The organism is Streptomyces sp. A01 (assembly GCF_059026195.1).
In genome coordinates this window covers 55,307-80,550 of sequence record NZ_JBWLKN010000017.1, presented here as the reverse complement: position 1 = coordinate 80,550, position 25,244 = coordinate 55,307, and the positions used below count along the sequence as shown (strand labels likewise).

The window sequence follows — 25,244 nt, the reverse complement described above, 5'->3', positions numbered from 1 at the left end:
TATGAGATTCGCTGGCGCTGTCTAGCCTGACCAGAGACGTTGTCTGTACAGAGAGTGTCCAGTACGGCACTTGGTGTGGCTGTACGGACCTGTACGGCGGAGGGCGGATTAATGGCGGGCGACGACGTTGACGGCGGTCCCCTCAAGTGCTTCGGAAAGCAGCTCAAACTGTTCCGCGAACGCGCCGGTCTGAGCCAGGCCGACCTCGGCGCGCGGATCGGCTACGGCAAGGACCTGGTGGAGTCCGTCGAGCTGGGGCGGCGCATCCCGCAGCCCAAGTTCATCGACGTGGTGGACGAAGTCCTGGGCGCGGGCGGGGTCTTGCGGGCGGCTAAGGAGGAGGTCGGGCGCGCGCGGTACCCGGCGTTCTTCCGCGATTTCGCCAAGCTGGAGGGCGAAGCGGTCGAACTTCACATGTACGCCACCCGAGCTGCGCCAGGTCTGACGCAGACGGAGGAGTATGCCCGGGCGGTCTTCAGCATGCGGCGACCCCTGCTGGACGAGGAGACGATTAAGCAGCGCATCGCGGCGAGGCTTGCACGCCAGGAGATCTACGAACAGAAGCCCACACCTCTGGTGAGCTTCGTCATTGAGGAGGCGGTACTGCGTCGTGCTCTTGGCGGAAGAGCGGTGCTGCGAGGTCAGTTGGAGCAGATTCTCCTGATCGGTCAGAAGCGGACGGTGGAAATTCAGGTCATGCCTATGGACGTAGAGGACCACGCCGGTCTGGACGGGCCGTTCAGCTTGGTGGAATCACGGGCAGGGCAGAGGATGGCGTACGTGGAAGTACAAGGCGAAAGCCACGTCCACACTAAGCGGAGCAAAGTCCGGGAGCTTGAGGCGGCGTACGGAATTATGCGAGCGCAGGCTCTCACGCCGCGCGAGTCATCGGCCTTCATCGAGAAGTTGCTGGGAGAGACATGAGCGTCGGTTCTGAACTGGTCTGGTTTAAGAGCAGCTACAGCACGGGAAACGGCGGCGAGTGCGTAGAGGTCGCCATCGACTGGCGCAAGAGCAGCTACAGCGCGGGCAATGGCGGCCAGTGCGTAGAGGTCAGCGCCGACTGGCGTAAGAGCAGCCACAGCGCGGGCGACGGCGGCGATTGCGTCGAGGTGTCCGCCGCCCCCACCACCATCCACGTCCGGGACTCCAAGGACCCGGAAGGCGGCACACTCACCTTCGCTTCCGGTGAGTGGGCCGCCTTCCTCGCATTCGCGGCGCACCAGCCGGTCGGGGGCAGCTGACAGGCGCTCTGTCGGGATTGGGCTCCTTCGCCCACACTGGTCCGGGAGAGCACGTATGCCGCGAGACCGAGGGGGACTGGATGGCGCGTCACGGTGACAAGCCCAGCCCGAATCCGACACCGCAAGAGCCTTCGCCCCGGGACAAGGACGGCCAGCACCCGGATGTCTCCAAACCTGGTGGCGGGGATCACCGGAAGCCCAAGTGACCGACCGGGCCGTGGATTTTGACGTGCTGCGTGACCAGGCCGCCGACACGCTCGGCGGTCTTGGTGCGTTCGGACGGCCGTGGATGCGCGGTGCCTTTCTGGCTTTGCCCCGGCATCTGTTCGTGCCCGAGGTGGTCTGGGCCGAGGACGACGGCGGCTACCGGACTTTCGCGCGGGACGAGGACCCGTCGCGGTGGGCGGCGCTGGTGTATGACCCACGCGAGGCATTGGTCACGCAGGTCGATGACGGCCGTGCCCCCGCCGACGGCATCGGTTCTCTGCCCACCAGCTCGATCAGCGCCCTCAATGCCGTGTTCACGATGCTTACCGAGACTGACCCGCAGCCCGGTGAGGACGTGCTGGAGATCGGCACGGGCACCGGTTACAACGCCGCTCTCGTCGCCGAACGCGTCGGGGTGGACCGTGTGACCACGGTGGAGCTCGACCCGGTGGTGTGCGGGCAAGCCCGTAGCGCCTTGGCGGCCGCCGGGTACGGAGACCTCACCGTCGTGTGCGGGGACGGTGAGTACGGGCATGCTCCTCGCGCGCCGTATGACCGGGTGTTGTCCACCGCTGCGGTGCTCGCCGTCCCCTACGCCTGGGTTGAGCAGACCAGGCCGGGTGGGGTGATCGTCACCCCGTACCGGACCGCGTTCTGCAACCACGGCCTGGCTCGCCTTACGGTCAACGACGGTCAGGCGTCCGGCCACTTCGCCGGTGCGATGACGTTCATGACCGTGCGCGGACAGCGTCCCCGATCCCCGATCGGCGACCTGTTCACCGACCAGACGTGGGAGGCGGCCCGCGAGACCAGTCGGGAACTCACGGAACTGGTCTCGATGCTGGCCGACCCACATGCGGCGTTCGCCATCGGCCTGCGCCTGCCCGGCGTGGCCCACTGGCCGCAAGGCGACGGCCACTGGTGGTGCGGCCCTGACTCGTGGGCGTACGCGGATGGCGACGGCAGTGTCTACCAGTGGGGGCCGCGCGATCTCTTCGATGAGACGGCCGCCGCGGCCGACTGGTGGCGGGAGGCGGGCCGTCCCTCGTTGTTCGACTTCGGCCTGACGGTGACCAAGGAAGGCCAGAGCACCTGGCTCGGCGACCCGGGCCACCCCGTGCCCGGCAGCCTGGCGGGCTGAAACCAGCCCGCCAGGCGGGGCCGCTACCGCAGCGCGGGCTGCCCAAGCGCTACCGGCGGCTGAGGTCCGCGAACCAGCGGGCGTTGTCGGAGACGGCCTTGCGGTAGCCGCCCAGGTGGTCGACGTCGCCGTGGTTGATCACCCTTGGGTGGACGCCGCGCTTGGCCAGCGACTTGACGCATGAGGTGGTGTTGCCGATCGGCACGTCACGGTCGCCTGTGGCGGTGTGCAGCAGGAGCGGGACCCTGGGCTTCCACTCGCAGACGCGGTCGTTGCGTGCGATGACCTCGGCGAGGGTCCCGGTCGGGTGCTGGAGGTGCTTGTACCACTTGGCCGTCAGCAGTTCCTTGAGGCTGGGCGCCAGGCCCTGCATGACCTCTTCCTCCGTGTGCTCGCTGTCAAAGAGCCGCTCCACACGGTCCGCGTACGGCTGGCGGAAGACGTCGCGGGGGTCCTTGTAGAGCGGGTGCAGCTTGTTCTGGGCGGTGAGGAAGTACGTCATGTACAGGGCCGCCGAAGCCTCGTTGACGCGGCCGTCGTACATCCCGGGCGTCTCCTCGCCCGCGATGTCGTACGGGCCGCTGACGGGCGCGAGTGCCCGCAGCCGGAAGTGGGGGTCGGCTCCCCGGCTCAGTGCGTGGGCCAGTGCCATGGCGACCTGGCCGCCCTGGGAGAAGCCGGTGACGTAGAGGTCGCCGGTCAGCTTCCGGCCCTGCCGGGCGGTGGCCGTACGGGCGGCGCGCAGCGCGTCCAGGGAGGCGGAGACCGAGGACGCGTTGTCGATGAAGGGGTGGGTGCCGGGGCCTGTGCCGAGTCCCAGGTAGTCGGGGGCGACGACGGCCCGGCCGCCGGAGGCGTACAGGAATGTGCCCAGGAGGGCGAGGGAGTGCCCGGTGGAGGGGGCGTCGCCCCGGTAGACGGTGGTGCCGTGGAGTTCGGTGACGGTGGTGAGTCGCTTCCTGCCGTTGCCGGGCAGGGCGAGGAGCGTGGACGCGGTGGTGGGCTTTCCGGTCGGGGTGATGGTGGCGTAGGTCAGCCGGTGGAGGCTGATTCCGTACCGCGCGGCCGAGGCGTCCACCTCGTTCTCGGCGAGGAACGCGGCCAGCTCGTCGCGGGTCAGGCGCTTCAGCGGGGTGACCGACAGCAGGGTGCCCCGGGCGTCGCTGGTGCGGGTGACGGTGGGGGCTGGTGCCTCCTGCCGCGTCGCGGTGTCGGGTAAGGCGGGGCCGGCGAGTGCGGGGGTCGCGCACAGGGCGGTGGCGAGTACGGCGATGGCGGTGGCGGTGGCGCCCTTGCGGCCGTGGCTGAGTGCTGCCGCGCGGGCGGGCCGTATGTCGTGTCGGTTCATGAAGGGATCTTCGCCCGAGAGCCCTCCTGACGGAATGGGGCAATCCCCCGGAGGCGCGGGCGGACCCCGCGCCTCCGGAGCCCTGTCGCAGCGCGGGCGCCAGCGCTGGCGGCTGGGCGGCGAGGAGCGACGGCGGTGGTGGCCCGGCGCGCCCGGAGGGCGGGCGCTGGGGAGGTGACGGGCCGTACGGGATCTGGAGGAGTGGTCATGAGTTGATCTTCGTGGGGCCGCTCCGCGCCGCGACATAGTGCTACCCCCTGGATCAGGGTGTATTTACGTACACCATGGCCACTACACGGATGTGACCCTGCGTATCCCCCGTGGACCCGTACGCCCCGGGGACGGTCTGTACGCTCAGTGACCCCCAGCGCGCCCGGGCGTACCCGCTGCGGCTGCCGTACGTCACCGTGCGCACCGCCGTGTACGCGCAACCACCGGGCTCGTCACGCCGGTTGGTCACGTCGGCTCGTCACGCCGGTTCGCTCGCCGGGTCGTCCGCCGGGTCGTCCGCCGGGCCGGCGAGCGGGGTCTGCCGGTTGCCGAGGGTGGCCTGAATGCCCGTCACCACCAGCGTGCTGAACGTCGCCGCCCACTCGGCGTCCACGGGTTCGCCGCTGACCAGAGCGCGGTGCACGACCGTGCCCGCGATCAGGTCGAAGATCAGGTCGACCTGGCCCGCCGCCGTCGCCGGGTCGTCGTCGTGCGGCAGTTCGCCCCGCTCCTGCGCGCGTGCCCTGCCGAGGAGCACCAGCCGCTTCTGCCGGTCGACGATCGCGGAGCGAATGCGGTCGCGCAGGGCGTCGTCGCGGGTGGACTCGGCGACCACGGCCATCAGCGCCGTCTTGGTCTCCGGACGCTCAAGCAACGCGGCGAACTGAAGCACCACGCCCTCCACGTCGGCGTAGAGGCTGCCCAGGTCCGGCAGTTCGAGATGCTCGTCGAAGAGGTCGGCCACGGCGTCCACGACCAGCTCGTTCTTGCCCGCCCAGCGGCGGTAGAGGGTGGTCTTTGCGACCCCGGCGCGGGCCGCCACATCGCTCATCGTCAGCTTTCCCCAGCCGAGCTGGACCAGCGCGGCGCGGGTGGCGTCGAGGATGGCGCGGTCGGCCTCCGCACTGCGCGGGCGGCCGGTGCGTCCGGTGCGGAGATGATGCGAGGGGCACGGCATGCGGGCGACCATACCCCCGAGTAACCTCCCCGGCGCGGACGCTCGTGAGCGAGATCACGAACGGTATCGGGAGATCGGCTTGTCGGGGGAGGGGTGGATGCAGTTACGCTACGACTCGTAGCGAAAGAGCGGCAGCCACAGCCACGGACTTTGGCGCCCGGGTGGGGACCCGGCGCCTGCTTCACGGTCTTACGCCAGGACCGTCTACCGGGTTCGCGCCCGCGCTCCGCAGTCCAGCGGAGAGCGTAGGGCGGGCTCGGTTCACGCATGACGTCAGGTGTTTTTCCGATCACCGCGTGGAAGGGGGAGGATGTACTCATGCAGCCACGCAATGTGCCCATGGGAGTAGTCGACCTCGCCGCGGTGAAGGCGGCCGGAGAAGCGAAGCAGAAGGCGGAGCAGGCCAGGGCCCAGCGGGCCGAAGGGGGCGCCGCCCCCAGCTCCGTACGACTGGTGACCGATGTCAGTGAGGCGGACTTCCAGCAGGAGGTCCTGCAGCGATCCGCCGAGGTCCCGGTCGTCATCGACTTCTGGGCCGCCGGCTTCGAGCCGTGTGAGCAGCTCAGCCCGGTGCTGGAGCGGTTGACGCGGGAGTACGCGGGCCGGTTCGTGCTCGCCAGGATCGATGTCCAGGCGAACCAGGCGATCTTCCAGCAGTTCGGTGTCCAGGGACTCCCCGCCGTTTTCGCGGTGGTGGCCGGGCAGCCCGTCCCCCTCTTCCAGGGCGCGGCGCCCGAGGCCCAGATCCGGCAGGTCCTCGACCAGCTGATTCAGGCCGCCGAGCAGCAGTTCGGGATCGTCGGCACGCCGGTCGACCCGGAGGACCTGGCGGACGTCCCGGAGGGCGAGGCGGAGCAGCCTCCCGGCCCGTACGACAGCGCCCTCTCGGTCGCCCACCAGGCGCTGGACGCCGGTGACCTGGGCGGCGCGGCGCAGGCGTACAAGAACGTGCTGGCCGACGACCCCGCCAACGCCGAGGCGAAGCTCGGCCTGGCGCAGGCGGAGCTGCTGGGGCGGGTGCAGGGCGCCGACGCGCAGCAGGTGCGCGAGGCGGCCGCCGACCGTCCCAGCGACGTCGCCGCGCAGCTGGCAGCGGCCGACCTCGACCTGGTCGGGGGGCACGCGGAGGACGCCTTCGGGCGGCTTGTCGACGTGGTGAAGCGGACGGCGGGCGAGGACCGGGAAGCCGCCAGGGTCCGCCTGCTGGAGCTCTTCGAGGTGATCGGCACTGACGATCCCCGAGTGGTCACCGCACGTACCGCGCTCGCTCGCGTGCTGTTCTGATCCTTTTCCTTCACACACCCGCCACACCTGCTTTCAAACGACACAGCGGCCGCGCTTTGCCAAAACTTGGCAATCGCGGCCGCTGTTACGCGTAGTAAGCAAACGCTGGGCTTATGTCCAAGTTTTAACGAATTATCCGTTACTTTCCGACGCCTCCTCGGCGACCCTCCGTGCGCGCCCGATATCGACCGGCGTTGCTTCGGTTATCTGGGCGTTACTCGCAAGTAATGAACCCCTTGTGCCCCGGCCGAGGATGGACCACGATCGGCCAAGCTCGGTCCATTCCACCAGCGCGGCAAACCAGTCGGAGCTGGCGGGTCTTGGGTCCCCACCGGGCAGGTCGGCGGCAGTCAGCCGGCCTCAGGACAGGGGGGTCTTCGCCTTCGCGGTGGAGCCTGTCCGACAAGGCCGCGCGCCCAGCGCGGCAGTGGTTGTCGCTCGGGGGTGATCGCCGGTGTTTCGGGCACGTTCCACGCCCAGCGACGCGGGCGCTCTCCTTCCCGAGGACGTAGCGCTTCTCCCATCCCAGGTCTGGGCTGGCCCGGTCAAGGCGGGCGGCCCCGGTCCGGAGATGTACGTCCGAGAAGGAGGAAAGTCATGGAGTCCCTGGCTCGTGGCGGTACCAGATGGAAGCGGTTCGCCGTCGTCATGGTGCCCAGCGTTGCTGCTACGGCCGCGATAGGAGTGGCCCTCTCGCAGGGTGCGCTCGCGGCTTCGTTCAGCGTGTCCGGCCAGCAGTTCAAGGTCACGGCCGAACAGCTTGACGGCAAGGGGTTCGTTCAGTACGGCGCGATCGACGCACAGCACGGGGGCAAGAAGATCCCCGTCGCCGTGTCGGCGTTCGACACCGCGACGATCAAGAACCTCTGCCAGTCCGTCGTCATCCCGGTCCCGCTCTTCGGTGATGTGTCGCTGAAGCTGTCGGCCGGTAAGAAGGCGGGCCACCCGGTCGAGGCGAAGAACCTCTACATCGATCTTGATCAGCTGAACGCCGATGCGACGTTCAAGAACATCAACATCGGTGTGGCGGCGGGCGACACGAAGCACGGCCCCGGCATCAAGAAGGGTGACAAGGCCGACCCTGGTTCGTTCGCGCAGGAGGCCGAAGAGGCCATGCTGGAGGACGTCAAGCAGACCGCCTGGGCGACCAGCGCGGGCACCTTCAAGCTCTCTGGTCTGTCGATGAACGTCAAAAAGGGCAAGCACGAGTGCTACTGACGCACTGAGGTGGGTGAGGGGTCCCGCCCCTCACCCCCCGTGCTCACGCAGTGAACATCTTGCGATCGTTTTCTCCGATCGCCAGCCCCAGGGAGCTGTTTTCGATGAGTGCCGAGTCGCCGGGGGTTTCGATGAGTGCCGAGTCGCCGGGGACGCTTGACCGGCTTCGTCAGTGGCGTGTGTCCTTCCGCGTATGGCGCTGGCAACGCCCCTTCTGGGCGGGCCTGCTGACGCTGCTGGGCGGAGTGCCCATCGCGTACTTCCCGTACGCGAACCTCACCGTGGGTCAGTTGACCGTCCGGATGGCCACCACCGCCGGGTCCGGCTCGCTGATCATCGGCGTCCTGCTGGCCGTGCTGGGCCTGACCATGTGGTTCCAGTCGGCGACGCGGGTCTTCGCGGGTGTGGCCGCGATCCTCCTCGGCCTGGTCTCGCTGGTCGTCTCCAACTTCGGAGGCTTCCTGGTCGGTTTCCTGCTGGCGCTGTTCGGCGGTGCCATGGGCGTCTCGTGGGCGCCGGGCGGTGCCGCCTCCGGGCGGTCGGCGAAGACCTCGGAACCCGCGGCTTCCGGGCCGCGGGACGACACCGAGGACGAGCCGGAAGCGGCTGGCTTGGGGACCGCGATGGACCAGGAATCCAGGAATGGGAGGCACCGTGCGGGGTGAACAGGGGCCGCTGGAGGGCGAGACCCGCCGCCGGGCTAAAGCGGGGCCGCGGCACGCCGCCCCGAGGAAATCGATGCTCACGCGGCTTCAGGTGCCCGCGGGCAAGGCCATCGCTCTGGCCGCCATGCCGACCGCCGTACTGATGGGCATGGGGCTCACGCCGCAGCTGGCTCAGGCCGACGAGCAGGCGAAGGACCGGTTCAAGCCCGGTCCGTGTGTGACCCAGCCGGATGAGGCCGGGAAGCAGGACGACAAGTCCAAGACGGACGGCAAGGACAAGGCCGAGGACGCGAAGGGCAAGGACAAGAAGGGCGGCGACGGGTCCAAGGAACCGTCCACGCCCGGCACGTCCCCGTCCCCGAATCCGTCGTCGTCCTCGTCGGCTCCGTCGTCCTCGTCGTCCAGCGAGGACAAGGCCGCGGACACCTCGCGGCCCGCCCCGTCCCCGACGGAGACCAGCGACAAGCCGGACGCTCCGCCGCGGACCCCCGACGACAAGCCCGCTGAGCCCACTGACTCACCGAGCCCGTCGGAGAGCGAGAAGCGGAACCCGCTCGACCCGCTGGGCATCGGCGACAAGCTCAAGGACCTCTTGGATGGCGGCAAGAGTGCGGAGCCGACGTCACCGGCCCCGGCTCCCAGCTCGCCCGACCCGTCCACGACGCCCGCGCCCGGCGCGGACGGCGGCACCGCGGACGATCCCGCGAAGGACGGCACGGACAAGTCCACGGACAAGTCCACCGACGAGGCGTCGGACAAGGCCGAGGCCGCGGAGAAGAAGGCTCGCGAAGCAAGGGCGAAGGCCGCCGAGGCGACGCGTAAGGCCAAGGCGGAAGCGGAGCGCCTCCAGAAGGAGGCGGCCGACAAGGCCAAGGACAAGGCGGACGCCAAGGACAAGGACGGCGCCGACCCGTCGACGTCCCCGGCCCTTCCGTCCGCCGACGACCCGCAGCGCTACCCGTGCCCGACCACCGATGAGGAGGCGCTGAAGAACGCCGAGCTGGAGGAGACTCCGCTGCTGCCCGACGACCCGTGGATTCTGGAGACCAGCAAGCTCTCCCTGCACGGGCTCGGCTACGACGGCATCGTCAAGGTCAAGACCCACAACGGCACGGTCAAGGAGGTCATGAAGTTCACCGCCACCGGCGTGGACATCGGTGACCTGCACCAGAAGGTCGTGGGTCCGGGCGGGACGACCACCCACGTGGAAGCGCGGAAGGGCAGCACCTCCACCATTCGCGACGGCAAGGTGACCATGTACACGGAGGAGCTGAAGGGCAAGCTCCTCGGGATCATCCCGATCACCTTCAGCCCGGAGTTTCCGCCACCGCTGACGCTGCCGGAGCTGTTCTTCACTGACGCGAAGGTGACTCAGGCCGGGCAGTTCGGCGGCACGTTGACCGTGCCCGGCATGCACCTGTACAAGACCGGGGGCTGAGCCTCTCCGGTCGACCTGGACCCATCCGGGAGCCGCACAAGTCCGTGGGCCGTTCTCCTTGCGGAGGGCGGCCCACGGTCTTTGTCTGTGCCGTTGTCCGTGTCCGCCCGGCCGAGGTGTCCTCAAGCGCCTGGTTTTTGGCCCCCCGCATGGGCTCGGGTTGTCCTCAAGCGCCGGACGGGCTGGTTTATAGCCCCCGGACGGGCTCGGGATGTCCTCAACCGCCGGACGGGCTTGGTTGTGGGCCCGGATGGGCTTGGTTGGCCCTGGATGGGGTTGGGTTTCAGGCCCCGGGCCCGCTTCCCGTCAGCTGCTATGCCGGGGTGCGGGCCCGCACCAGCAGGGTGCCGACGTCGTCGGGGTTCGGTGCGGTGAGGATCTGGGCGTCGATGTCGGTGAAGCCGTGGCGCTTGAGGAGGTCGGCCCACCACTGGGGGGAGTACGACCAGCGCAGCAGTGTGAGTTTGCGGCCGGCGAGTCCGTTGCCGTACATGGGCTGGGGGCCGTAGTAGCCCTCGATCGGCTCGGCCTGGGAGAAGGCGAGAGTCCCGCCGCGGTTGAGGCGTTTGGCGGTGAGCGAGATGAGGTCGTCGGGGTCGGTGAACCAGACGGCGCCCCAGATGGAGTAGATCACGTCGTACGTACTCTCGGCGGAGGCGAGGTAGCCGCATGCCTCGGCCTGGACGAAGGTGAGGTTCGGGGTGCCGTCCCACCAGCGGCGGGCGCGGGCTACCTGGGCGGCCGAGAAGTCCAGCGCGGTCACCTCGACGCCCGTGCGCGCGAGGCAGACGGCCTCCTTCCCCTCGGCGGAGCCCAACTCCAGCGCGGTGCGGGGGGTGCCGAGGAACTCGGCGCCTGGCCCGTGCCCGTCGTACTGGGTCCAGGCGAACACGTCCGCCCGCGGCGCCGGTTGCTCGCCCTCGTCCCGGTGCGGCTTGTAGGTGTCCCAGTACTCGGGCAGGCTGGTCGACTCGCGGGGCATGTGTCCTCCGGGGCGGGGTCCGACAGGCTGGACACCGTATCCATCGGGCCCCGGCCGCCATGGCGAAATCGCACCTTTTCATCCGGGCGCCGACCGCGAGGCGCCGGGCCGGGCAGCGTGCGCGCTGCCCGGCCCGGCCGGGCGGACGCCCGTCCGTCAGTGACAGTTTTCTCCGGGACGGCACGGCCCGCACTTGGCGTAGTCCCGCTCCCACAGCTTCCAGTCGACTTCGAAGCCGTTGTCGGCGATGATCCGCGCAGTGCGCTCCACCGAGCCGTCGTACTTGAACTCGATCTCGGGGACGTGCTCCAGGAAGCGCCCGTCGAAGTGCTCGTGGCACCACTCACGGTAGTTCTTCGTGTCCAGGATGAAGACGTGCACCGCGGTGTCGACCAGGCGGCCGCGGCACATCTCCAGGCCCTTCCCCCACTTCTCGACGGCGGTGATCAGGTATGAGACGGCCGCGCTGAAGAGCCGACCGGCCATCACCTCGTCGAACGGGTGGTCGCGCACAAGGAGTTGGATTTCGCGATCCCAGACCTCGGGCTTTACGTAGTCCCGCGGGTCGCGGACCTTGGTCTCGGCTGCTGTCACCATGCTGCCCTCCGTCGTCGGGGCCCCATCGCCCAAGAATGGGGCCGCACCCTCAGAAGTCCGCTTTCCCGCGACTGCTGGTGATCGGTTGCCGCCTCTCGCATGCCGCGTGCAGATCCTGCACATGCGATATACGGCGGGTCGTATCCCACCTACCGTGGGTAGGCAGCCCGCTGGCCGTGTGTCGGAGGCCCGATGAGCGTCGATCTTTTGTGGAACACCCGGCAGGTCCGGATGTGCATCGATCACCAAGACCCCGGCGGACTCATCCGAATCGGCCGGCAGACCCGTGGCTGGCGACAGGCGGACCTGGGCGCGCGCATCGACTGTTCCGCTTCAACAGTCTCCCGGCTGGATAAACGCGGGCGGCAGGCTGACCTGAAGCTCATTCAGAACGCCGCTCGGGAGGTGGGTGTACCGACACACGTCCTAGCGGCGTCTCTCGGGTTGATTACCCCTCCAACCACTACAGTTGCGCCGGAGCGACCATGCCGTGCCGAGGAGGAACCGATGCGCCGCCGCACACTGCTCGCTGCCGCCGGGCTCGCGGCACCCACCACGCTCCTGCTAGGTATCGAAGACGCTCTCGCCAGCATGCCCGAACCCACTGGCTCTCCCATCCCGCTGGGTACCCGGCTCGCCACCGCCCGGCGCCACTTCGACGCTGGCCACAACGCCAAGCTGCTCCAGTTGCTGCCTGGGCTGCTCGCCGATGCCCGTCACGCAGCCGACGGTCACCAGGAGATGCCACTGGCCCGGCTCTCGGCTGCCTACAGCCTTGCTTCCCAGGTCCTCACGAAGATCGGACGGTACGACCAGTCGCGTCTGACCGCCGACCGGGCGACTGTCTACGCGGACCTGTCCGGCTCCCCGCTCGCCGCCGCGTCAGCCGCGCGTGAGCTGAGCATCGCACTGCGCCATCAAAACCAGCCCACCGCCGCCCGGCGGCACATCCTCGACGCCATCGCCAAGGTAGAGGCGACCGGACTGCGCACCGACGCGCAGGCATCCGCCTATGCGCAGATGCTGTGCACCACTTCCTACACCGCGGCGGTGGCCGGCGACCGCGACCAGGCTCTGACCATGATCAGGGAGGCCACCCGGGCCGCCCGCGGCCTCCCCCACGAGACGCTGGACGGCCGACTGTTCTCGCTGACCCCGGCCGCTGTCGACCTTTACGCCGTCGGCGTGCACTGGGCGCTCGGTGACGCCGGTGCCGCGCTGGAAGCCGGCCGGAGGCTCCACGAGGGCCAGTTCAAGACGGCCGAGCGCAAGGGCCGGATGCACACTGACCTGGGCCGCGCCTGGTGGCAGCGCGGGAACCCGGAACAGACCGCGGTCGAGCTGCTTGCCGCCGTCCGCATCGCCCCCGGCGAGGTCCGCGATCGCCCTGCCATCCGGCGGATCGTCACGGATCTGCGCTCCCGTCATCCCCGTGCAGCGGGCGTACGTGAGCTGGTCGCGGCCACCCGTGGCACGGTCTGACCATAGGCCGCTGCTTCTGGTCGGCGGTCGGCCAGATCCTGGGCCAGGACAACGCGCTCGTCCCCGCCCCGGCTCAGGTTGTCCTCAAGCGCCGGACGGGCTTGGTGGTGCTCGGGCAGGCTTGGTTGTGCCCCGGATGGGCTGGGGCTGTCCTCAAACGCCGGACGGGCTTGGTTGTGGGCCCGAACGAGCTCAATGGCGGGCCCGCATGGGCTCGATCGTGAAGCCCGGACGGGCTGGTGAGATCAGCCCGTCCGGCGATTGAGGACACGGGGTCCGGGGGCGGAGCCCCCGGAGACAAGGGCTAGCTTTCGCCGCCCAAGTGGTGGACTCGGACCATGTTGGTGGTGCCGGGGACCCCGGGAGGCGACCCGGCGGTGATGATCATCGTGTCCCCGCTGCTGTAGCGGTTGAGCTTCAGCAGCTCCGCGTCGACCAGGTCGACCATCGCGTCCGTGTTGTCCACGTGCGGCACGACGTACGTCTCCACGCCCCAGCTCAGCGCCAGCACGTTGCGGGTCGACGCGTCGGTGGTGAAGGCGAGGATCGGCTGCTGGGCGCGGTAGCGCGACAGGCGGCGGGCGGTGTCGCCGGACTTGGTGAAGGCGACCAGCGACTTGGCGTCCAGGAAGTCGGCGATCTCGGCGGCGGCGCGGGCCACCGAACCGCCCTGGGTGCGCGGCTTCTTGCCCGGCACGAGCGGCTGGAGGCCACGTGAGAGCAGTTCCTCCTCGGCGGCCTCCACAATGCGGGACATCGTCTTGACGGTCTCCAGCGGGTACGCGCCGACGGAGGACTCGGCGGACAGCATGACCGCGTCGGCGCCGTCCAGAATCGCGTTGGCCACGTCGGAGGCCTCGGCGCGCGTCGGGCGCGAGTTGGTGATCATCGACTCCATCATCTGGGTCGCGACGATCACCGGCTTGGCGTTGCGGCGGCACATCTCGATGAGCCGCTTCTGCACCATCGGGACCTTCTCCAGCGGGTACTCCACCGCCAGGTCGCCACGGGCCACCATCACGCCGTCGAAGGCCGCCACGACGTCCGCCATGTTGGCGACGGCCTGCGGCTTCTCGACCTTGGCGATGACCGGGACCCGGCGGCCCACCTCGTCCATGACACGGTGCACGTCGCGGACGTCGGAGGCGTCCCGTACGAAGGACAGCGCGACCATGTCGCAGCCGAGCTCCAGCGCGAACTTCAGGTCATCGACGTCCTTCTCTGACAGCGCCGGGACGTTGACGGAGACGCCGGGCAGGTTGATGCCCTTGTGGTCGGAGATCACACCGCCCTCGATGACGATCGAGCGGACGCGGGGGCCGTCCACCTCGATGACCTGGAGGGCGACGTTGCCGTCGTTGATCAGGATCGCCTCGCCCTTGGACACATCGCCCGGCAGACCCTTGTACGTGGTGCCGCAGATGGTCTTGTCGCCCGCGACGTCCTCGGTGGTGATGGTGAACTCGTCACCGCGCACCAGTTCCACGGGGCCGTCGGCGAAGGTCTCCAGGCGGATCTTGGGACCCTGGAGGTCGGCGAGCACGCCGACCGCGCGGCCGGTCTCCTCCGCGGCCTTGCGGACGCGGTGGTACCGCTCCTCGTGCTCCGGGTGGGTCCCGTGGCTCATGTTGAAGCGGGCCACGTTCATACCCGACTCGATCAGCGCTTTGAGCTGGTCATAGGAGTCGACGGCTGGGCCCAGGGTGCAGACGATTTTGGAACGGCGCATGGGCGAATCCTATCCGTTTGTTTCGGGGCGGAATATTAGAGCTGTGGGAAAAGCCGAAGCTACGCGTTGACCAGCCGGTATGTCTGGGTCGCGATCTCCAGTTCCTCATCGGTCGGGACCACGGCGACCGCCACCCGGCTCGACGCCGTCGAGATCAGCCGGGCCGACGAGCCGCGCACCGCGTTGCGTACGGTGTCCACCTCGATGCCGAGCGGGCCCAGACCGCGCAGCGCCGCCTCGCGTACGGCGGCCGAGTTCTCGCCGACTCCCGCGGTGAAGGCGATGGCGTCCACCCGCCCGAGTACGGCGGTGTACGCGCCCACATACTTGCGCAGCCGGTGGATGTACACGTCGAAGGCGAGCTGTGCGTCCTGGTCGCCCTCGCCCATCCGGCGGCCGATCTCCCGCATGTCGTTGTCGCCGCACAGGCCGACCAGCCCGCTGCGCTTGTTCAGCAGGGTGTCGATCTCATCGATGGACATCTCGCCCACCCGCGCCAGGTGGAACAGCGCCGCCGGGTCCAGGTCGCCCGAGCGGGTGCCCATCACCAGGCCCTCCAGCGGGGTCAGCCCCATGGAGGTGTCCACGCACACGCCGCCCTCGATGGCGGACGCGCTGGCGCCGTTGCCCAGGTGCAGCACGATCGAGTTGACCTCGGACGGGTCCTTGCCGAGCAGCTTGGCCGTGGCCTGGGAGACGAACGCGTGCGAGGTGCCGTGGAAGCCGTAGCGCCGTACGCCGTACCGGTCGGCGGTGTCCACGTCGATCGCGTAGCGCGCGGCGGCCTCCGGCATCGTGGAGTGGAAGGCGGTGTCGAAGACGGCGACCTGCGGCAGGTCGGGGCGCAGCTGCTGGGCCACCTTGATGCCGGTCACGTTGGCCGGGTTGTGCAGCGGCGCCAGCGGCACCAGCTTCTCGATCTCGGCCAGCACCTCGTCGGTGATCAGGGTCGGCTCGGTGAACCGGGTGCCGCCGTGCACCACCCGGTGCCCGACCGCGGCCAGCGCGGGCGAGTCCAGGCCGAGGCCCTGGCCGGATAGCTCGTCGGCGACCTGCTTCAGGGCCGCCGTGTGGTCGGCCACCGGGCCCTCGCCGATCCGCTCCACCAGGCCCGAGGCGAGCCGGGCGCCGTCGGCCATGTCGAGCAGCTGGTACTTGACCGACGACGAGCCGGAGTTGAGAACGAGGACCCGGGTGGCCGAGTCGTCGGAGGAGTGGTTCACGCGGTGGGTGCTTTCTCTGCGGATGCGGGGCCCGCCGACGCGGGGCCCGCGGGGTCTGCGGCTACGGGCTGCTCGCCCTGCGCCTGGATGGCGGTGATGGCGACGGTATTGACGATGTCCTGCACCAACGCGCCGCGCGAGAGGTCGTTGACCGGCTTGCGCAGCCCCTGGAGGACCGGCCCGACGGCGACGGCGCCCGCCGAGCGCTGCACCGCCTTGTAGGTGTTGTTGCCGGTGTTGAGGTCGGGGAAGATCAGCACGCTGGCATGGCCGGCGACCTTCGACTGCGGCAGCTTCGTGGCGGCGACGGCGGCGTCCACCGCGGCGTCGTACTGGATCGGCCCCTCGACCAGCAGGTCGGGCCGCCGCTCGCGGACCAGCTCGGTCGCCTTGCGGACCTTGTCGACGTCCGCGCCCGAGCCGGACGTGCCGGTCGAGTACGAGAGCATCGCGATCCTCGGCTCCACGCCGAACTTGGCGGCCGTCGCCGCCGACTGGATGGCGATGTCGGCGAGCTGCTCGGCGTTCGGGTCGGGGTTGACCGCGCAGTCGCCGTAGACGAGCACCCGGTCGGCGAGGCACATGAAGAAGACGGAGGAGACGATCTCGGCGCCAGGCGCGGTCTTGATGATCTCGAAGGCGGGCCGGATGGTGGCGGCCGTGGAGTGCACGGCGCCGGAGACCATGCCGTCGGCCAGTCCCTCCTGCACCATCAGCGTCCCGAAGTAGGAGACGTCGGCCACGATGTCGTACGCCAGCTCGTAGGAGACGCCGCGGTGCGCGCGCAGCCGCGCGTACAGCTCGGCGAAGCGCTCCCGCAGCGGGGACGTCTGCGGGTCGGTGACCTGCGCGCCGTTCAGGTCGATGCCGAGGTCGGTGGCGCGCTTGCGGACCGTGTCCTCGTCGCCGAGCAGCGTCAGGTCGCACACGTCGCGGCGCAGCAGCACATCGGCGGCGCGCAGCACGCGTTCCTCGGTGCCCTCGGGGAGGACGACGCGGCGCCGCCGGGTACGCGAGCGCTCCAGGAGCTCGTGCTCGAACATCATCGGCGTGACGCGGCTGGAGCGGGCCACGGAGATGCGGTTCGTCAGCTCCACGGTGTCCACATGCCGCTCGAACAGGCCGAGCGCCGTCTCCGCCTTGCGGGGCGCCCCGGCGCTGAGCTTGCCCTCCAGCGCGAACAGTTCGGCGGCCGTCGGGAAGCTGCCGCCCGGCACCGACACCACGGGTGTGCCGGGCGCGAGCCGCGAGGCGAGCGCCAGGATGTCGGGCCCGGGCCGCTCGTCGAGGGTGAGGAGGACACCGGCGATGGGTGGGGACCCGGCGGTGTGCGCGGCGAGCGCGCCGATGATCAGGTCGGCGCGGTCCCCGGGGGTGACCACGAGGGCGCCTTCCGTCAGCGCGGGCAGGAAGGTCGGCAGCATGGCGCCGCCGAAGACGAAGTCCCGCACGTCTCTGGCCAGCCCCGAGTCGTCACCGAGCAGTACCTCGGCGCCCAGGGTGTGCACCACCTGCCGCACGGTGGGCGCGGACAGCGAGGCGTCCTCGGGCAGTGTGTAGCAGGGCACGGACAACTGCTCGCTCAGCGGCCCGGCCACCGCCTGGCGGTCGGCCGCCGCGACCCGGTTCACGACGAGGGCGACGATGTCGCAGTCGTACGCCTGGTAGGCACGGAACGCGTTGCGTGCCTCGGCGCGCACCGACTCGGCGGTCTGGTCCTGCCCGCCGACGACGGGGATGACGGCCGCGCCGAACTCGTTGGCCAGCCGCGCGTTGAGGTTCAGCTCGTCGGGGAGGCTGGTCGCCGCGTAGTCGCTGCCGAGGACGAGCACGTACTCGTACTCACGCGCCACCGTGTGGAAGCGGCTGACCAGCTCGGAGACCAGTTCGTCGGTGCCCCGCTCGGCCTGAAGGGTGGCGGCCTCGTCGTAGCTGATGCCGTACACCGTCTCGGCGGGCTGGGTCAGCCGGTACCGGGCGCGCAGCAGGTCGAAGAGCCTGTCGGGCCCGTCGTGGACCAGCGGGCGGAAGACGCCCACCCGGTCCACGTGGCGGGTCAGGAGCTCCATGACTCCCAGCTCAACGACCTGCCGGCCGTCACCACGGTCGATCCCGGTCACGTACACGCTGCGCGTCACGCGTGCTCTCCGATCCTTCGGCTGCGTTGTCGGCTCTGCTGCTCTGCTGCTGTACGGGTCATGCTGCGGCTCGCGCCTCGGCTTCCGCGCTTCCCGCGCGTCTCCTCCGCGCTTCCTCCGCGCTTCGGTGTGTGCTCTCCGCTCATGCTGACGGTTTCCGCCGGCGCCCGGCGCCGGTGACCGGGGTCGGCGGGCTGCCCGGCCGGGTGGCCGGGGCGGCGGCCCCGTGGCGGGACACACCGCGACGGCGGCACCGGGCGGGGTGGCCAGGGCCACATGAGCCAGTGTCGCCGTGCGAACGCCTGAGCGCCGCTCCACGGCGTGTTCCCCGCTCGGCGACGTATCCCCGCCATGCCTGAACGAAAAAACACCCATCCTGCAGGGCATTCTCTCTTGACAATACCTGGACGCAAAGCTAAAGCGCGCGGCCTGGGGGGTGCGCGGGACCCATGCGCCCGTGAAAGAATTGAACAAGCTCACCCGTACCTCCCGTGGCTTCTGGTCACGGGATCTCCAAGAGCGACCCCAGAGCAGGAGACACAGCAGGATGCGCATCGGAGTGCTCACCGCGGGCGGCGACTGCCCCGGCCTCAACGCCGTGATCCGGTCGGTCGTGCACCGCGCCGTAGCCGGCCACGACGACGAGGTCATCGGCTTCGAGGACGGCTTCAAGGGCCTCCTCGACGGCCGGTTCCGCCCCCTCGATCTCGACGCCGTCAGCGGCATCCTCGCGCGTGGCGGGACCATCCTCGGCTCCGCCCGGCTTGAGCGCGACCGGCTGCGCGAGGCCGCCGAGAACTGCGAAGAGCTGACCCGCTCGTACGGTATCGACGTGCTCATCCCGATCGGTGGCGAGGGCACCCTCACCGCCGCCCGCATGCTCTCCGACGCGGGCATGCCGGTCGTCGGCGTCCCGAAGACCATCGACAACGACATCTCCTCGACCGACCGCACCTTCGGCTTCGACACCGCCGTCGGCGTCGCCACCGAGGCCATCGACCGGCTGAAGACCACGGCCGAATCCCACCAGCGCGTCATGGTCGTCGAGGTCATGGGGCGGCACGCGGGCTGGATCGCCCTGGAGTCCGGCATGGCGGGCGGCGCGCACGGCATCTGCCTGCCCGAGCGCCCCTTCGACGTGGCCGACCTGGTGAAGATGGTCGAGGAGCGGTTCGCGCGCGGCAAGAAGTTCGCCGTCGTCTGTGTCGCGGAAGGCGCCCACCCCGCCGAGGGGTCGATGGACTACAAGAAGGGCGCCATCGACCAGTACGGTCACGAGCGCTTCGCCGGGATCGGCAGCAGGCTCGCCGCCGAGCTGGAGAACCGCCTCGGCAAAGAGGCCCGCCCGGTCATCCTCGGCCACGTCCAGCGCGGCGGCACCCCCACCGCGTACGACCGCGTCCTGGCCACCCGCTTCGGCTGGCACGCGGTGGAGGCCGCCCACCGGGGCGACTTCGGCAGGATGACGGCGCTGCGGGGCACCGAGATCGAACTGGTCCCGCTGGCCGAGGCGGTCACCGAACTCAAGCGGGTCCCCGAGGACCGGATGGACGAGGCGGAGTCCGTCTTCTGAGCCCGGCCGGGCCGCCCGCGCCGGGTGTCGGCACCAGCCGGCGCACGCACCGGCGCGGCGGCCCGCTCACGCCCCCTCAGCCCCGTAGCCCTCACCCGCTCCTGGCGGGCCCTCCGCCTCTGCCTCCGATGACGGCGACGCCAGCTCCCAGAACCGCCCCACGACCTCGGCCAGCAGCTCACGCCCGGCGCCCCCGCTCTCGGAGGCGCCGCCGCCCGCCCCGGTGCCCCAGCTGAGCGTGGCGACCATGTGGGCCTGGTAGTCGCCGTGCAGCCGCCGCAGCGCCTCCTCGATACGGGGCTTCGGCAGCGGCACCAGCTTGGCCACCGGCCGGGTGTACGCCTGCCAGCGCGTGGTCACCGCGCCGTGCAGCAGCTCGGCGAGCTTTTCCTCGCGCCCGGTGAGCCGGAGCAGCGCGGGCGGCGCGAGCGCCAGCTCCCTGCCCAGCGCGGCGGCCTGCCGCCCGTCGCCGCGCCACGGCCCGCCGCGCTCCGCCTCCTGGTAGTCGGCCAGCCGCATGCCGATCCGCAGCGCCACGTCCTCGGCGGCCAGCCCCCGCGCGAGACGGTGTTCGCGCAGCGTCCTGGCGGCGGCGATCAGCTCGCCGGGAGCACACCACAGCGCCCCCGCGAGCGCCGACAGCTCCACGGCGGTCGGGGAGGACTCTCTCCGCTCCCAGGCGGCGATGACGCCATGCGGCACGCGCAGCCCGAACGCCGCCCACATGCCGTACGAGACATGGGCATGCGTGAGGCCGAGTCCCTCGCGCAACCGCCGGGCGGCGGCCGCGTTGAAGGGCGGCCTGGCTGACACGGAGTGATCGGCGGAGTGGTCGTGAGGGGCGGGCTGACCGTGCTGAGGGGAGGAGCCGGGAGGCCCGGCGGGGCCGGTGCCGCCGCCGTGCGGAGAGGCAGAGCCAGAGTGGTGCACGCGCACACCGTAGGCGCGGCCGGGGGAAGGGGCCTACGGTGCGATCACCCAACGGGGCGGCGGCGCCCGAGCGGGGACTTCGTACGAACGCACGGGCGGGGCGGCCCCCGGCGCCCTGGGTTTCGCTCGCTGGGGAAGCCGTGAGCCGGGCCGTGTCGCTGTGTCCCGGTTCAGGCGACTCGTCCTGCCACCGCACAGGTCATCGATGCGCGACCCCTTGACTTCGACACTTGAAGTCATAGCCTCGCCAGCATCATCACCTCTTCCAAGTGGCGAAATCGCTGCCGGATGGCCGTGGTTGCCGCTGTTTATCACCGAAGGGGCGATGTCCGGGCGTCGCCCGCCGCGGCGGGCACCGAAGAGAGCAGGTTGATCGCGGCCATGCAGGCACCGGTGACCGCCGCCCCGCCCCGTTCGCGCGGGCGGCGCCGTCGTCGTCGAGTGGCAGGGATCTGGGTTCATCCCTTGGCCGAGGCGGCGGCCTGCGCCGCTCGTCTGACGGCCTGCCACCGACCTCATGCGAGGAGCACACTGTGAGCACTCCACCGCGTCGTCAGCAGTGGTACGCGCGTCCCCGCTCGTCCAGACCGGCGCGGGCCGTGCTGACGCTGGCCGTGGCAGCGGCCATGGCGTCCACGGCCCAACTGGCCACAGCCGCACCGCCGCAGGTCCACGCCAACGCCAACGTCAATGCCAATGCCAACGCCTCCGCCACCTCGGCGACGGGCCCCGGGGCCGCACCCGCCACCGACGGCGCCAAGGCAGCGAGGGGCAAGGCAGCGAGGGACAAGTGCGCCGTTCCCGGTAAGCCCGGGCGGTTCAAGGACTCCACCGGTTCGGCGACGGTCACCGTGACCGGCGTCGGCGACGACTGCCTGCGTACGTACAAGCTCGTCAGCTCCGCCACCGGTGAGCGCGTCTTCAAGGAGGCGCCAGGAAAACCGGTGTCGCGCACCGGTTCCGTACTGCTCGACGGCCTGTACGCGATGGCCCACGACGACGCCGAGCAGAACAAGGCCGACCAGCTCAGCGACGGCGCGTACAATCACGGCAATCCGATCCCGTGCCCCGGCGGCTGCTACATCACCGGGAAGTCCTGGACCTACGTGTGGACCCGGGACGTGTCCTACTCCGCCGACCTGGGCCTGACGGCCGTCGATCCCGAGCGGATGCGCGACACCCTGGCCTTCAAGCTGAGCGATCGCCGCGACGGCTCCGGGGACACCCGGATCATCCAGGACACCGGCACCGGAGGCGGCTCCTCTTGAGGCTGTCGACCCAGCTTGGACAGGGTGACCTTCTGCGGGAAGTTCACCAGCAGGTGGACGTGGTTGTTCTCCCTGTTGAACTCGACCAGCTTGACCTCGAAGCCCTGACAGACGCTTCGCGTGATCTCCTCGCAGCGCGTCAGGTGCTGGTCGCTGAGGACCTTGTGCCGTACTTCGTCACGAAAACCACATGCCCGTGGAGGAAGCACAGCGTGTCTGCCCGTACGGATATTCTGATATCCAGCCGTAAATCACATCCACTACGGTCGTTGGAATGCAGCTTCGGTACAGCTTCCGCCTGTACCCGAATGGTCCTCAGCGCTGGGCGCTGGCCAGGGCGTTCGGGTGTGCGCGGGTGGTCTTCAACGACGCGTTGCGCGTTCGTGAGGATGCCCGCGCCGCAGGGCTGCCGTTTGTCACCTCGGCCGAGCTGTCGAAGCGGCTCACCGCCGCGAAGAACACGGACGAGCGTTCCTGGCTCGGCGACGTGTCGGCCGTGGTTTTGCAGCAGTCGCTGCGCGATCTGGATACCGCTTACCGGAACTTCTTCGACGGCTTGAAGGGCAAGCGGCCCCGTATGGGCGCGCCCCGGTTCAAAACGCGGAGGGACAACCGTCACACGGTCCGCTTTACCGCCAACGCCCGGTGGAAGATCACCCCAGGTGGGGATCTGTCGTTGCCGAAGATCGGCGATGTGCGGGCCCGATGGTCCCGTGCGCTGCCGTGCGTTCCTTCCACGGTGACCGTCGTCAAGGACGCCGCGGGCCGATACTTCGCGAGCTTCATCGTGGAGACCGGCATGGACGAGACGCTGCCCGAGGTCGCGCCCGTTGTGGGTATCGACCTGGGGCTGACGCACTTCGCGGTCCTGTCCGACGGCACGAAGATCGCCAGCCCCCGGTTTCTGCGCCGGGCGGAGAAGAAGCTCAAGAGGGCGCAGCGGGAGCTGTCCCGCAAGGCCAGGGGATCGAAGAACCGGGCGAAGGCCCGCATCAAGGTCGCCCGCGTCCATGCACGGACGGCCGATGCGCGGCGCGAGTTCCACCATCAGCTCTCCACGAAGATCATCAGCGAGAACCAAGCGGTGGCAGTGGAAGACCTGGCGGTCAGGAGACTGGCCCGCACACGCCTGGCCAAGTCCGTGCACGACGCTGGATGGTCGGCGTTCGTGGGGATGCTGGAGTACAAGGCCGCCCGGTACGGGCGCACCTTTGTGCGTATCGGCCGCTTTGAGCCGACCTCTCAGATGTGCTCGGCGTGCGGCGTCAAGGACGGACCCAAGCCCCTCCACGTCCGTATCTGGACGTGTGGGGCCTGCGGGGCCGTCCTTGACCGGGACATCAACGCGGCGGTCAACGTCGCCAAGGCCGCCGGACTGGCGGTGTCAGCCTGCGGAGCGCGGGTAAGACCGGGACTCCTCCCGGCACAGCGCGAAGAAACAGGAACCCACCGAGACGGTCAGACGACCGTGGTAGGAATCCCCTCCCGTTAGGGAGGGGAGCGGAAGTCAATGGGGGCCCGGCTACGACCGTGTCCACAAGGTCACCGGCGAGGACTTCGAAGCCACCGGCGGCACGAGGACCCACGGCGGCAACGGCGTGTACTACCGCGACTGGGGCACAGCGCCAGGCGACAAGCTCGCCGCCAGGATCACGCCGAAGACCAGCGGCGACTACCTCCTCCAGGTGGACGCGGCGGTCGGCAACCCCATCAACACCGGGGTCGGCGGAGGCATGAAGATGCTGCGTGTCCACGACGACGCCACCGGCGAACTCGTCACCGAGGACGTCATCGCCATGCCCAACACCGGAAGCTGGTCGCAGGTGCGAGGTTCGACCTTCACCAAGGCGAAGCTGCGCGCCGGGACCACCTACCGGTTCGAGCTCGGCCAGGACCGGACGGCGGTGAACATGAGCTATTTCCGGGCCAACGCGCTCTACAACGACACCCGCGAGGGCCCGTACAACTACACCGACGTGTACGCCATCAAGGCCCTCCTCAAGAAGGCGGCTCCCGTCCACCGGCGCTGAGCCGCCTCGTCCGGACGTGACGCCCTGGGCCCCGGATACCACGCAATTTTTTGCCAACTCACCTGCCGGGCTGGAGCGTTGGGTGCCAAAGGGCCGTTCGTTCCCTAGGGTGGTCGCGTGCACCGGCTCCCGCCTGTGCGCAGGTTCACCAAGGGGGAATGCTGAATGGACCGTACGAAGTTAGCCGGTGTCGGACTCGCGGTAACGGTGATCGCGGGAGCCCTCAGTGGGACGGCCACCGCCTCGACCAGCAGTGAGGCCCGGCCTCAGGCCGATCCGGCGTACAAAATCCTGAAGCATCTGGACTACCGCGGTCCCGGACAGGCCTCGCTGCGGCTCGGCTATTACAACGCCGGCACGGACAAGGGCTTCGGGTGGACCAAGGTCAAGAAGAAGCACAACATCACGAAGTACTCGGCCGTGGAGTACGTCGCGAAATCCCCGAAGCGGGAGCACATCGGCGGCCAGTCGTACCGGGAGACCGCATACGCCGGCAAGTACAAGTGCCGCAACGGCGTGTGCCGACTGGTGAAGCAGTACAAGGTGCTCCTGACCGTCAACGAGAAGAAGCTCCGTGACGGTCAGGACAAGGGTGTGATCACGCAGTACTGCAAGGGGATCACCAGGTGCCCGAACTGGGTCACCAAGGCCCTGGCGAAGGCCAACCGCCGGTCCGTCGCGACGGACGGCAGCGAGAAGTACGCCGGTGCCTACGAGCCCTTCGCTCGCACGCGGCGGGCCGTAGACGTGAAGGCCGGCAGCAGCGACAAGGCCGCAGCCGGACACGAGCCGCTCCGGCGGGAAGCTGTCGCCGCCCGCTGACCGGTATCCCCGCTACGTTGGGGACAGCCATCTGGCGTTCACGACGCCTCCGGCCCCGGGCCATCGAGCAGGCCCGGGGCCGGAGGCGGCTCCTGTCCGGAAGGAAACTCGTGTGGCTTCACCCAGGAGCGCGTTCCTCACCCGCGCCTCGGAGTCCGTCTTCGACCTGGGCCTGGACGGATACCGTCTCGGCGCGCTCACGATCGATGACCGCCGCCTCACTCTGATCGACACCGGTGCGGCGGGCGATCCGCCCGTTTACGCCGACGGAGAGCCGCCAGTCCCCGGCCGCCAGGGGCGGCGGGAGTACCACTGGCAACCGGCCCCCGGCGCACCGTCCTGGATGCACATGGCCTGGCTCCTGGAGGACCTGGCCACATGGGTGGAACCGCTGGCCGAGGAGCGCGTCACCCTGGTCGGCGTCGAATCCCCGCAGGAGCGGTGCTGTGACGTCCTGACGCGCGACAGTGACGCCGCGTACCGCGTGCGCATCGCTCTCGCGGACCGGAACGAACCGCTGGACTTTCCCGGAATGTACTTACGGGACCTGTTCGCCGAAGGCCGCCACCGCGCCCACCTGACGACCGGCAAGGCCGACGACCTGCCCGTGGTGGACCTGCGCCGCATCCTGTGAGGTCGCTTCCGCGAGCGTGCTGGGGAGGGGAGCCCTTGTCCGTGCGTCGCGGAGTGCGGATGCGTCGTGGCTGGTCGCGCAGTTCCCTCGCGCACCTGACGGGGCACGCCCTTCCGCTGTGCC

22 protein-coding genes and 1 pseudogene are annotated in these 25,244 nt (G+C 69.7%); 14 read left to right on the top strand and 9 right to left on the bottom strand.

Features of this window, described 5'->3' with window-relative positions:
* The first annotated feature begins 111 nt into the window (after positions 1-111).
* The 3 genes from AC5P1B_RS22970 to AC5P1B_RS22960 all read left to right on the top strand — a co-directional run bounded on the left by AC5P1B_RS22970 (position 112) and on the right by AC5P1B_RS22960 (position 2,592).
* Complete coding sequence (locus AC5P1B_RS22970) at positions 112-924, top strand: helix-turn-helix domain-containing protein (RefSeq protein WP_493889303.1); 813 nt, start codon at positions 112-114, stop codon at positions 922-924.
* On the top strand, positions 921-1,244 hold the full coding sequence (locus tag AC5P1B_RS22965; RefSeq protein ID WP_493889302.1) for a DUF397 domain-containing protein: 324 nt from the start codon (positions 921-923) through the stop codon (positions 1,242-1,244). The genes AC5P1B_RS22970 and AC5P1B_RS22965 overlap by 4 nt, the downstream gene beginning before the upstream one ends.
* Positions 1,245-1,446: 202 nt before the next feature.
* Positions 1,447-2,592: a methyltransferase domain-containing protein gene (locus AC5P1B_RS22960; protein ID WP_493889301.1), complete on the top strand. Its 1,146-nt coding sequence runs from the start codon at positions 1,447-1,449 to the stop codon at positions 2,590-2,592.
* Positions 2,593-2,641: 49 nt separating this feature from the next.
* On the opposite strand, the gene AC5P1B_RS22955 is transcribed toward AC5P1B_RS22960, so the two are convergent.
* Together AC5P1B_RS22955 and AC5P1B_RS22950 are read right to left on the bottom strand one after the other, a co-directional pair.
* Positions 2,642-3,940: a lipase family protein gene (locus AC5P1B_RS22955; RefSeq protein ID WP_493889300.1), complete on the bottom strand. Its 1,299-nt coding sequence runs from the start codon at positions 3,938-3,940 to the stop codon at positions 2,642-2,644.
* Between the two features lie 469 nt (positions 3,941-4,409).
* On the bottom strand, positions 4,410-5,120 hold the full coding sequence (locus AC5P1B_RS22950; RefSeq protein ID WP_493889299.1) for a TetR/AcrR family transcriptional regulator: 711 nt from the start codon (positions 5,118-5,120) through the stop codon (positions 4,410-4,412).
* 306 nt (positions 5,121-5,426) lie between these two features.
* Between AC5P1B_RS22950 and AC5P1B_RS22945 the strand changes: the two genes are divergently transcribed.
* The 4 genes from AC5P1B_RS22945 (at position 5,427) to AC5P1B_RS22930 (ending at position 9,713) form a co-directional block, all read left to right on the top strand.
* Complete coding sequence (locus AC5P1B_RS22945; protein WP_493889297.1) at positions 5,427-6,392, top strand: tetratricopeptide repeat protein; 966 nt, start codon at positions 5,427-5,429, stop codon at positions 6,390-6,392.
* Positions 6,393-6,989: 597 nt separating this feature from the next.
* Complete coding sequence (locus tag AC5P1B_RS22940; protein ID WP_493889295.1) at positions 6,990-7,610, top strand: DUF6230 family protein; 621 nt, start codon at positions 6,990-6,992, stop codon at positions 7,608-7,610.
* A 131-nt stretch (positions 7,611-7,741) separates the two neighbouring features.
* Positions 7,742-8,275, top strand: a complete 534-nt coding sequence (locus AC5P1B_RS22935) for a DUF6114 domain-containing protein (RefSeq protein ID WP_493889415.1) — start codon at positions 7,742-7,744, stop codon at positions 8,273-8,275.
* Positions 8,276-8,348: 73 nt separating this feature from the next.
* Positions 8,349-9,713, top strand: coding sequence for a hydrogenase expression protein HypF (locus AC5P1B_RS22930; RefSeq protein WP_493889294.1), 1,365 nt, complete (start codon positions 8,349-8,351; stop codon positions 9,711-9,713).
* 313 nt (positions 9,714-10,026) lie between these two features.
* On the opposite strand, the gene AC5P1B_RS22925 is transcribed toward AC5P1B_RS22930, so the two are convergent.
* Together AC5P1B_RS22925 and AC5P1B_RS22920 are read right to left on the bottom strand one after the other, a co-directional pair.
* Positions 10,027-10,695, bottom strand: a complete 669-nt coding sequence (locus tag AC5P1B_RS22925) for a class I SAM-dependent methyltransferase (RefSeq protein WP_493889293.1) — start codon at positions 10,693-10,695, stop codon at positions 10,027-10,029.
* A gap of 156 nt (positions 10,696-10,851) precedes the next feature.
* Positions 10,852-11,292, bottom strand: coding sequence for a UCP032817 domain-containing protein (locus tag AC5P1B_RS22920; RefSeq protein WP_493889292.1), 441 nt, complete (start codon positions 11,290-11,292; stop codon positions 10,852-10,854).
* Positions 11,293-11,484: 192 nt separating this feature from the next.
* Between AC5P1B_RS22920 and AC5P1B_RS22915 the strand changes: the two genes are divergently transcribed.
* A complete protein-coding gene (locus AC5P1B_RS22915; protein ID WP_493889291.1) occupies positions 11,485-12,774 on the top strand; it encodes a helix-turn-helix domain-containing protein in 1,290 nt (429 codons plus the stop codon).
* A gap of 304 nt (positions 12,775-13,078) precedes the next feature.
* On the opposite strand, the gene pyk is transcribed toward AC5P1B_RS22915, so the two are convergent.
* Genes pyk through pta form a run of 3 tightly spaced genes read right to left on the bottom strand, consistent with a single transcriptional unit; the run spans position 13,079 to position 17,864 of the window.
* A complete protein-coding gene (pyk, locus tag AC5P1B_RS22910; RefSeq protein ID WP_493889289.1) occupies positions 13,079-14,503 on the bottom strand; it encodes a pyruvate kinase in 1,425 nt (474 codons plus the stop codon).
* 59 nt (positions 14,504-14,562) lie between these two features.
* Positions 14,563-15,726, bottom strand: a complete 1,164-nt coding sequence (locus tag AC5P1B_RS22905; protein ID WP_493889288.1) for an acetate kinase — start codon at positions 15,724-15,726, stop codon at positions 14,563-14,565.
* A complete protein-coding gene (pta, locus tag AC5P1B_RS22900; protein ID WP_493889286.1) occupies positions 15,723-17,864 on the bottom strand; it encodes a phosphate acetyltransferase in 2,142 nt (713 codons plus the stop codon). The genes AC5P1B_RS22905 and pta overlap by 4 nt, the downstream gene beginning before the upstream one ends.
* Positions 17,865-18,411: 547 nt before the next feature.
* Between pta and AC5P1B_RS22895 the strand changes: the two genes are divergently transcribed.
* On the top strand, positions 18,412-19,437 hold the full coding sequence (locus AC5P1B_RS22895) for an ATP-dependent 6-phosphofructokinase (protein WP_493889284.1): 1,026 nt from the start codon (positions 18,412-18,414) through the stop codon (positions 19,435-19,437).
* 66 nt (positions 19,438-19,503) lie between these two features.
* On the opposite strand, the gene AC5P1B_RS22890 is transcribed toward AC5P1B_RS22895, so the two are convergent.
* Positions 19,504-20,250, bottom strand: coding sequence for a helix-turn-helix domain-containing protein (locus AC5P1B_RS22890; RefSeq protein WP_493889282.1), 747 nt, complete (start codon positions 20,248-20,250; stop codon positions 19,504-19,506).
* A 650-nt stretch (positions 20,251-20,900) separates the two neighbouring features.
* Here AC5P1B_RS22890 and AC5P1B_RS22885 point away from each other — a divergent pair.
* Positions 20,901-21,635, top strand: coding sequence for a hypothetical protein (locus tag AC5P1B_RS22885; protein WP_493889280.1), 735 nt, complete (start codon positions 20,901-20,903; stop codon positions 21,633-21,635).
* Positions 21,636-21,658: 23 nt separating this feature from the next.
* On the opposite strand, the pseudogene AC5P1B_RS22880 reads toward AC5P1B_RS22885, so the two are convergent.
* Positions 21,659-21,844: pseudogene (locus AC5P1B_RS22880) on the bottom strand (transposase); the annotation flags it as partial.
* 65 nt (positions 21,845-21,909) lie between these two features.
* Here AC5P1B_RS22880 and AC5P1B_RS22875 point away from each other — a divergent pair.
* The 4 genes from AC5P1B_RS22875 (at position 21,910) to AC5P1B_RS22860 (ending at position 25,121) form a co-directional block, all read left to right on the top strand.
* Positions 21,910-23,127, top strand: a complete 1,218-nt coding sequence (locus AC5P1B_RS22875) for an RNA-guided endonuclease InsQ/TnpB family protein (RefSeq protein WP_493889279.1) — start codon at positions 21,910-21,912, stop codon at positions 23,125-23,127.
* A gap of 106 nt (positions 23,128-23,233) precedes the next feature.
* The gene (locus tag AC5P1B_RS22870) at positions 23,234-23,665 is read left to right on the top strand and encodes a hypothetical protein (RefSeq protein WP_493889278.1); all 432 of its coding nucleotides are present in this window, start codon (positions 23,234-23,236) and stop codon (positions 23,663-23,665) included.
* A 165-nt stretch (positions 23,666-23,830) separates the two neighbouring features.
* Complete coding sequence (locus tag AC5P1B_RS22865; RefSeq protein ID WP_493889276.1) at positions 23,831-24,487, top strand: hypothetical protein; 657 nt, start codon at positions 23,831-23,833, stop codon at positions 24,485-24,487.
* A 112-nt stretch (positions 24,488-24,599) separates the two neighbouring features.
* Positions 24,600-25,121 (top strand): hypothetical protein, encoded by a 522-nt coding sequence (locus tag AC5P1B_RS22860; protein WP_493889275.1) that lies wholly within the window; start codon positions 24,600-24,602, stop codon positions 25,119-25,121.
* Positions 25,122-25,244: the final 123 nt, after the last annotated feature.

Coding starts and splice junctions, on each gene's coding strand:
- AC5P1B_RS22970 (WP_493889303.1), top strand. CDS start 112: ATGGCGGGCGACGACGTTGACGGCGGTCCCCTCAAGTGCTTCGGAAAG.
- AC5P1B_RS22930 (WP_493889294.1), top strand. CDS start 8,349: ATGCTCACGCGGCTTCAGGTGCCCGCGGGCAAGGCCATCGCTCTGGCC.
- AC5P1B_RS22940 (WP_493889295.1), top strand. CDS start 6,990: ATGGAGTCCCTGGCTCGTGGCGGTACCAGATGGAAGCGGTTCGCCGTC.
- AC5P1B_RS22950 (WP_493889299.1), bottom strand. CDS start 5,120: ATGGTCGCCCGCATGCCGTGCCCCTCGCATCATCTCCGCACCGGACGC.
- AC5P1B_RS22955 (WP_493889300.1), bottom strand. CDS start 3,940: ATGAACCGACACGACATACGGCCCGCCCGCGCGGCAGCACTCAGCCAC.
- AC5P1B_RS22965 (WP_493889302.1), top strand. CDS start 921: ATGAGCGTCGGTTCTGAACTGGTCTGGTTTAAGAGCAGCTACAGCACG.
- AC5P1B_RS22935 (WP_493889415.1), top strand. CDS start 7,742: ATGAGTGCCGAGTCGCCGGGGACGCTTGACCGGCTTCGTCAGTGGCGT.
- AC5P1B_RS22920 (WP_493889292.1), bottom strand. CDS start 11,292: ATGGTGACAGCAGCCGAGACCAAGGTCCGCGACCCGCGGGACTACGTA.
- AC5P1B_RS22945 (WP_493889297.1), top strand. CDS start 5,427: ATGCAGCCACGCAATGTGCCCATGGGAGTAGTCGACCTCGCCGCGGTG.
- AC5P1B_RS22895 (WP_493889284.1), top strand. CDS start 18,412: ATGCGCATCGGAGTGCTCACCGCGGGCGGCGACTGCCCCGGCCTCAAC.
- AC5P1B_RS22865 (WP_493889276.1), top strand. CDS start 23,831: ATGGACCGTACGAAGTTAGCCGGTGTCGGACTCGCGGTAACGGTGATC.
- AC5P1B_RS22915 (WP_493889291.1), top strand. CDS start 11,485: ATGAGCGTCGATCTTTTGTGGAACACCCGGCAGGTCCGGATGTGCATC.
- AC5P1B_RS22875 (WP_493889279.1), top strand. CDS start 21,910: ATGCAGCTTCGGTACAGCTTCCGCCTGTACCCGAATGGTCCTCAGCGC.
- AC5P1B_RS22925 (WP_493889293.1), bottom strand. CDS start 10,695: ATGCCCCGCGAGTCGACCAGCCTGCCCGAGTACTGGGACACCTACAAG.
- pyk (WP_493889289.1), bottom strand. CDS start 14,503: ATGCGCCGTTCCAAAATCGTCTGCACCCTGGGCCCAGCCGTCGACTCC.